4 protein-coding genes and 1 pseudogene are annotated in these 7,390 nt (G+C 38.5%); 3 read left to right on the forward strand and 2 right to left on the reverse strand.

All coding sequences use genetic code 11. The annotated features are described in order from the left end of the window. Positions 1-166 (forward strand): annotated as a pseudogene (locus L2764_RS24830) (transposase domain-containing protein); the annotation flags it as partial. 121 nt (positions 167-287) lie between these two features. Here L2764_RS24830 and L2764_RS24835 read toward each other — a convergent pair. Together L2764_RS24835 and L2764_RS24840 are read right to left on the reverse strand one after the other, a co-directional pair. Further along, positions 288-2,759, reverse strand: a complete 2,472-nt coding sequence (locus tag L2764_RS24835) for a hypothetical protein (protein ID WP_248943050.1) — start codon at positions 2,757-2,759, stop codon at positions 288-290. A gap of 62 nt (positions 2,760-2,821) precedes the next feature. Next, on the reverse strand, positions 2,822-4,102 hold the full coding sequence (locus L2764_RS24840) for a hypothetical protein (RefSeq protein WP_248943051.1): 1,281 nt from the start codon (positions 4,100-4,102) through the stop codon (positions 2,822-2,824). A 702-nt stretch (positions 4,103-4,804) separates the two neighbouring features. Here L2764_RS24840 and L2764_RS24845 point away from each other — a divergent pair. Further along, positions 4,805-5,371, forward strand: coding sequence for a hypothetical protein (locus L2764_RS24845; RefSeq protein WP_248943052.1), 567 nt, complete (start codon positions 4,805-4,807; stop codon positions 5,369-5,371). A 232-nt stretch (positions 5,372-5,603) separates the two neighbouring features. Continuing rightward, positions 5,604-7,280 carry a hypothetical protein gene (locus L2764_RS24850; RefSeq protein ID WP_248943053.1) on the forward strand — a complete coding sequence of 559 codons (1,677 nt, stop codon included), beginning with the start codon at positions 5,604-5,606 and terminating at the stop codon, positions 7,278-7,280. Positions 7,281-7,390 lie beyond the last annotated feature (110 nt).

The raw sequence follows: 7,390 nt of genomic DNA on the forward strand, positions 1-7,390 counted from the left end.
CGTGGTGCAGAGGTGAGTGCTATGTTGTACAGCATCATAGAAACGGCGAGAGCGAATGGCTTAACGCCGTTCGATTACATCGAACATTGCTTGGAACAGCTATCTCCCCCCCAACTGTGATCTCAATAGTCTCTTACCTTGGCATGTTAATCTAAGCAAGGCGTAGTTCGCCGGACGCTCACTGTAAAACGTTAAAAAGACTTTCTGAGATCTTGATATAAAATCTCAGAGAGCCTTTTGAGATGACTAAATGGTTTTAACGCTGTTAATGAATGAGGTTGAGTTGATTATTGTGAATAACCTCGGTCATAAACGAGCTCATTACGTATTTCAATGCCGATACTGCCTTGGCTATCATAACCAAAGTCTGAGAGTGAGCTTTCTACAGCATTAGAAAATAGTCCCCCCAGTTTTATTTTATTACTTAAAATCAATCCTGCACTGGTGGAAGCTTTTGCAGCCTTAGAGAGTGATGCATAAGGCATTACGCCCATGGCCTCACCTATTTGACTGCCCATTATACACCCTTCAATAGGTTGTCCATAAAAGGCCGCCATGTAGCCTGCCGCGCAGCCAATACTCGCGCCTAGACTGCCAAGGGCAAATCCTGCCGCGATATCAGTGGTGGAATAAATCGAGGACCACGTAGCCGTAAGGCCTGCATAACCTGTAACGTACAATTTATTGAAGACCTCTAAATTTTTAGGCAGTGGATTCCTTTCTACAAATAATTGCACATAAGCTGAGCCATATAGGCTTAAACTAAATGAGTAGTTGGCTTTGCTTTTCATTACGCTGGAGTCAAAGTATGCAACGTTGTTGGTTTCGATGTGATTGGGATCATTGATTATCTTTGTACTCACTAAAGGGAATGTAATGGAGTGTCCTCTTGCTAAGCCTACCGCGCCTCCAAATCTTTTAACGTTTTCTTGCTCATCTTTTTCCGGAGTACTATAAGAGACTCCATCTGCTAAGCGTATCTGTAGATAGCTGACAGGGCTGACACATCGGGGGGACTGGCATTGGTCGTAATATTTTGCAGTATCAGATTCCCATTTAGAAGGGGTGTAACGAATTTCCAATGCTACGCTAGCTCTAGCGCCACCCGTGCCCACTAAGGGACTTTTAAAGCCGACTGCAAGGCGAAAGCGCCAGCGAAATTTCAGGTTTTCCTTCGCTAGCCAAGTTTGTATATCTGTCATACTTGGCCAGGTTTCATAATGTAAGGTGCCGCCATTATTGGCGAGTTGAAATTGTTTGGGTTCATTGGCGCTGTTTTTTGTTAATTGGGTTATGTCAGTGAGGTAATTATCGGATGCTACTAGTAGGCCATCGCTAAAATCGGCCCCCTCATCTGTCATGGTTTGACAATAGGAAATCGGGTTGTTGGTTTGTTTACAGCGCATAAAATTAAGATAATGCCCTAGCTCTTCTAAATAAACGGCCATAAGTTGCTGTTTATCGGCTTCCTCCATGAATGGCATGGTAAAGAACTTTTCATTGAGTAAAATAATGGCGTCATCTTGGGTATACAAAAGGGCTGCTGGTCCTTCCTCGAGAATGTTATTACTGACGATATAAGGCACTCTTCTATCAATACTATCTCCGAATGCATTGTCATCAAATAGCGCTTGATTCAATGTGGTTAGAATATTATCCCCTTTTAAGCCTGTCGCATAAGCTTGGCCGTATGCATGTTGCATTAAGGCATCAAATTGAGATTGTTTTTCCGTTTGTGAAAGAGACGAGTTGTTATTATTAAAATCAAATCGACTGAATAGTGAGTTGGACGGGCTTTGTTCGCACAGTCCAGGTAAGGGCACATTTTCACAGGCTAAGTTTAATGATGTTTGGTAACTGATATTGGGGTTTTCAGCGGCCGCAAGCGTATTTCGTAGTTCATTTATGTTGCTAAATCGACCAAAATAATCTTGTTTAGCCGCATGGTTAGATACACTACCATTTGAGGTGAATTTTCGGCCGAGTTTTCGTAGCATAGAGACAGAGTTTAAGGCTGAACGTGTATCTAGTAACCCTAAAAAAGCGGTTAAGTCATCAGTGTGCTCCCCATTGGCAATTTGCCTTGCATAGCGAATGATCTTCTTGATACTTTTGATGGCATCGATCATTCTCATGATCATGGTGACAGCTTGTGTCATGCATTGTAGACCATCAGTTGTCGCCTCTAATGGGGCAGATTTTGATGCGGCATTGGTTAAGCAATCGGTATAACTAGTAATGAGTGATAATGTCATTTGTCCCCAAGACTTAGCGGCATCTAAGGTTAATACACCTAATGTTTGTGGGATATTGAGTTGATTGACTTCGTTAACAAATGAGTTAAGACCCGAATCAAGGTTTTGAATGACTTGACTGCTATTAATGGCTTGAGTTACTTCGGTTATACCGCCATTAATAATGGAACTAGCATAATTTGGACCCTCATTAATAACCGTGTTGGCGACGGAGTTTACAAATTTATCTGTTTCTTTTATATAAGGGATATTAGTAGCGACATTGACGGTTAAATATTGTGTAACGGGTTTATAGGTATCTGGATCAACAATAGGATTATAAGTACCTGGGTCAACGATAGGATAATAGGTGTCGGGATCGATAAGGGGTTTGTAGGTATTGGGATCGACGACGGACTCCGCTGCTTTTTTTATTTTGTTGAAAATACCGGCTTGAGAATAAAAAGAAGGCAGTATTAAACTGGTTAATAAAGGCAGTATTATCATCTTATTATTGGAGTTCATAAATCACCTGTTATTATTTTAATGCTGTTGTTTTTTGATTTTTATGTCTAGGTATTACATGATTAATTAAAAATGACTTGCAATTTATTAGGACAAATATTGATGTCACCTGTTGCATATCGACAAAGGCTTGATTCATTAATAGCCGCAGAGGAAGTGATTGCCTTATTTATATTGTTTTCAAAATCAAACTGAATATCGATTGCATCAGAGGCGTTTTTTTCATTTAAACAAACCCCGTTATTATTGGATAAACACTCTAATGCCCCAGTATAGGGATTGTTACTAACATACAAAGCTTCACCTAATTCACTGGTGACATTAACCCAGTGACGGGTGAGGTTATTCAATTTGTCACACCAAGTGTTATTATTCTCGCTATAACCCGTATCACCCGTTTGTACTGCGAGTGACACATAACCTTCTCGAGCGGTAAAGTCTTCACTATTTCCGCATTCTAACATTTTAAGATTATTGATATTTTCATCGGTTTTTTTTATTGACGTTGGAAAGGTATTTTCTTCATCGATATATTCCGCATTTAAGCAAGTATATTGACCATTATTATTTTCGGCTAAACAAGCCACTCGGGTGGTCACTTTATTATTGATAGTTTCATTATAGACTGAATAAACAGCAGGTAAATATTCTATTCCTGGATATAACCAACTTGCTGGTACAATGGCAGTATTATCTATACCTGCTAATTCACCCGTTCCACTGTTCATTTTAGACTCAACTGATTTTCGATTGTCACTTCTTACCATGAAGCCACGAAACTTAATATTTCGATCTAATTCTTCGGCTGATAGTTTAAAAGTGTGGCCACCTAAAACTTTACTACCAGCAGGAAAATGTAGGGTTAGCATGCCATCAAAGTTAGCGTTTGTTGACTCCTCACGCCATTGGACTAAAGAGGCCATTCGCACTACATTGCTTTGATTGTCATTATTTTCGTAAACAACGATAAAACCTTCATAAATTCCCATATATGAACAGAAACTACTTATATTTTCAGGTAAATAGCTTGTTTGTTCCCATAATGTGGTTTCATGTGTTTCTTTGACGTCAGTAATGAGTGGGTCGTTATTTTCATCACTCCAATCGATATTGTTATAATCATTATTCCATTGAATATTAGTAGAGATAAGCGTGGTCTTATTAATGCCAATACACGCAGCTTGTAGTTCACCTGCATCATCGCCTTTTATGTATAAAGTCACTTGAACGCCGCCATTGCCATCGGGTATAGCAGGGCCAACCTCAAGTTCTAAGGCAAATGTTATGTGTGTGACATTGTAAAGAATAATAAAAATAAATAAGTTAATTGATGTTGTTTTCATAATCTCATCTCTTTTTGTTTTTATTTTATAATGGATGTGTATATATTTAATCTAATTATTTAATAATTGATCATTGAGTTTTTATAGTTTGATGTTTAAATTATTTATATTTAGTGTGTTTATTATTGTTGGTTTTTTTATGATTAACTAACTTTAATGTTTTTCTGTTTTTACTGGTGATTAATCTAATGAAAAAATAAGAACAGTGTATTTGGTTACATATTGATATCGGAAGTTGACATATCTTTACGGTTTTTATTTAACTCGGGAGTTACAATTGATTATTTTATTTTAATATGTGCCAAAACAATACTTTTTTTGCATGTCGTTAAGTTAACTTATGAGTGTCGATGGTAAGTTTACATTGATTACTTTTTACTTTTTACTTTTTACTTTTAATGAGTAGGGAGTGAACAGTATGATGCTGTACCAGTGTCACTGCTATATTTGTTGTCTCTATTGTTACTACATTGCTTGTTTTTATTTGTTTATTCACTATGTTATTTCTATATATAGTAAATATTAATGCCTTTTATATTGTGTTGTCATCTCAATGTAATAATTAAATGGTAAATATTTATCACATTAAATCATTTAGTCTTTACTGATTTGATATCACTGTTTTTAACATGGCTCATTATTTAGGATAAATAATAGTAAGAGCCCATTAGTCGCAATGAGTATGATGAATAGGGTTTGATAATGTTTGGTACAAAAGTTGTTACTGATAATAGTTTTACCATGGTTAAGGGAGCGAAAAATTCCATTGTCTTTGGCCAATCCTCATCTCAATATGTCGGCGCTTATACTAAGGTGAACTTAGGGTTAAATTCAGCCATTACTTTAGGGGCTAAAACGGAAGTGATTTTGGGTTATAAAGCTGAGTTGTTGGTGAAAAAATACTCTATTAATCTTGAGGATTATACGATCAAAGCGAAAGAAAAAAAGTTAATAGCAGAACAAAAATCGGCCTTAGCTTCAAAGGTGACGGTGGTTTTGCAAGAATTAGCGCTTAAAGATCAACAACTAGAGACCATAGGACAAACAATTAATGTCACTAATACCCGCATTGACTCAACCAATACCCATTTAGAGCAAGTGAGTGCAAGAGTGACGGATAATGTGCTAGAAATGAGTAAGGTGGCTACTAAGGTTGAGGATACCGAGGCTAAAGTACAAACATGCGGGGTGATATTGACCGATCATGAAGTGTCTCTTGAAATGGCCGGTATTAATATTGTCGATGCCGAAGTCAATATGTTTGGTTGAGATATAAGATACTGAATTTTTGAATGAGTTGCCGTTATGCATAAGTATTGATGGTTTTCTTTTTATTGACTGTTTTGGTTAATTTTGAGGCTTTCATCTATGCTTATATCTGGTTGGTTTTTTTATCAATAATGTGTTCTTTTTTTACATGTGAGTGTTTGTAGCGTGATCAGGAGTTTTCTCTGTGTAGAAAAGCAAATTGACACTTTTCTCAGATTGAAGGTGGAAGCTTATGCTAAGGTTGGCAAATATATATCAAGTCCTATTTTTGTGCATGCTCTTTAATATGGTGGGTTGTAGTGATTCGACTTCGGGGGAATTTGGCTCATTTACAACTTCGACTCCTGATACTGAGCAAAACTCTTTAACCGTTAAAAGCATTCTAATACAGAATAATAGCAGTGAAAACGCGCACATTTTATATTTTAACCTCGAAAGCGAAGCTAATCATAGTCAATATGAACTCTCTTTTTCGTTTACCAGTGGTGACCAATTCCCTGATTCTTGTTTTATCGGTCATAATGCTTCTGTCATCTTAGCCAGTGATGGGAATTGTTTTTTATATATAAAAAGTGATGCAGGTGTGGATGTGGGTGAATACTCATTAGCAGAGTTAGTATTATCGGATGGAGACGGTAATCGTGTGAATTATCAGCTAACGGCTCAGAATGTCCTTTATGTTGGGGGCAGTTTTACTTATTTAAATCAAGGCACCGATATTAACCTTGCTAATTGGGATGGCAGTGAGTGGCAACAATTAGGTGATTTTGGTACAGACAGCTCTGAGAGCTGTAATGGTACCGGTAATGATTTAGGCTTGATATACAGCCTTGTGCTTAATGACACGACGGGCAATTTATTTGCCGCGGGTTGTATGACTGAGGTTGATAATACCTTGGTTAACTATATCGCCCAATGGAATGGGGAGGCGTGGCGTTCGTTAAAAAGTGAGCTGCCTTATGAAGTAAGAAGTCTGGTATGGGATCCGAATAATGAGGCTTTATTCGTTGCTGGAGGTAGTAATGCACTGGTCAATGAGGCAAGTATCAACAATGCCGCTGAGACAAAAGAGGCTGTGGCGGAGAGTTCGACAGAAGATAGTGCCTTTGGTTATCTTTATCAGTGGCAACATGCGGTTTGGGTCAATATTGGCAGTTTAAGTAATAGTCCGATAAATGCGCAAGTGACGTCTTTAGCGTTGGATGAAAATAATCATAATCTATATTTTGGCGGTAAATTTACGGGGTATATTCATGAGCGACAAGCCAATCGTATTGCGATGTGGAGTATTGATGACCAAGCATGGTCGGTACTCGGGACGGGTGTCGATGATACCGTTAATGGCTTATTTTTTAATGCTTATACCGATACGCTTTTTGTGGGAGGCTTTTTTTATCCAGGGATTATCACTTGGGACAGTACGTTAGCAACATGGGTGGAGGTGGGTGTGGCTTGTCGAGTGGGTTCGCCGCCTTGTGATGGTGATTCTGACAGCAGTGATAATGCCAATGTGGTCGGTTATTTGGCGATGGATGAATATAATATGTTCATTGGAGGAAACTTTACGTCTGTGGCTGATGAGTCTGATCTGAGTACTGAAATCGCAGCTGAAGGGTTAGCACAGTTTAATACAGCGGGGGATAGTTGGTCTGCCATAGCCAATTCTCCACCTGTTGAGTCAGGCTTTGTTAAACCGCTTATTTATGTTGAAAATAACAATATTCTTTATGCAGCAGGCTCTTTTACTATTACAGAAAATGTTGACTCGCCTATTTATAATATCGGTAAATGGGATATTAGTAGTAGTGAGTGGCAACCTCTCAGTACCACAGAGGCGGGCCTAGATGGCGAGATAGAAACCATGGTGATGGTGTCCAAGCAAGCCAGCCCAGAGCTGGTGGAGGAATAGCAGGGCGGGAGCATACTTTGTCGGATAATTAACCAAAGAAAACTTTTGCCCTGTAATCATCGTCCCAACTCGCCTTTTTTAGCTTATTTCGCTGACTTGGCGCACCGCAA

Origin of the sequence: Shewanella surugensis (assembly GCF_023284005.1) — a bacterium.
Lineage (GTDB): Bacteria > Pseudomonadota > Gammaproteobacteria > Enterobacterales > Shewanellaceae > Shewanella > Shewanella surugensis.

Bases quoted from the DNA above. Each gene is read 5' to 3' on its own strand.
- L2764_RS24835 (WP_248943050.1), bottom strand. From the start codon at position 2,759: ATGAACTCCAATAATAAGATGATAATACTGCCTTTATTAACCAGTTTA.
- L2764_RS24840 (WP_248943051.1), bottom strand. From the start codon at position 4,102: ATGAAAACAACATCAATTAACTTATTTATTTTTATTATTCTTTACAAT.
- L2764_RS24845 (WP_248943052.1), top strand. From the start codon at position 4,805: ATGTTTGGTACAAAAGTTGTTACTGATAATAGTTTTACCATGGTTAAG.
- L2764_RS24850 (WP_248943053.1), top strand. From the start codon at position 5,604: ATGCTAAGGTTGGCAAATATATATCAAGTCCTATTTTTGTGCATGCTC.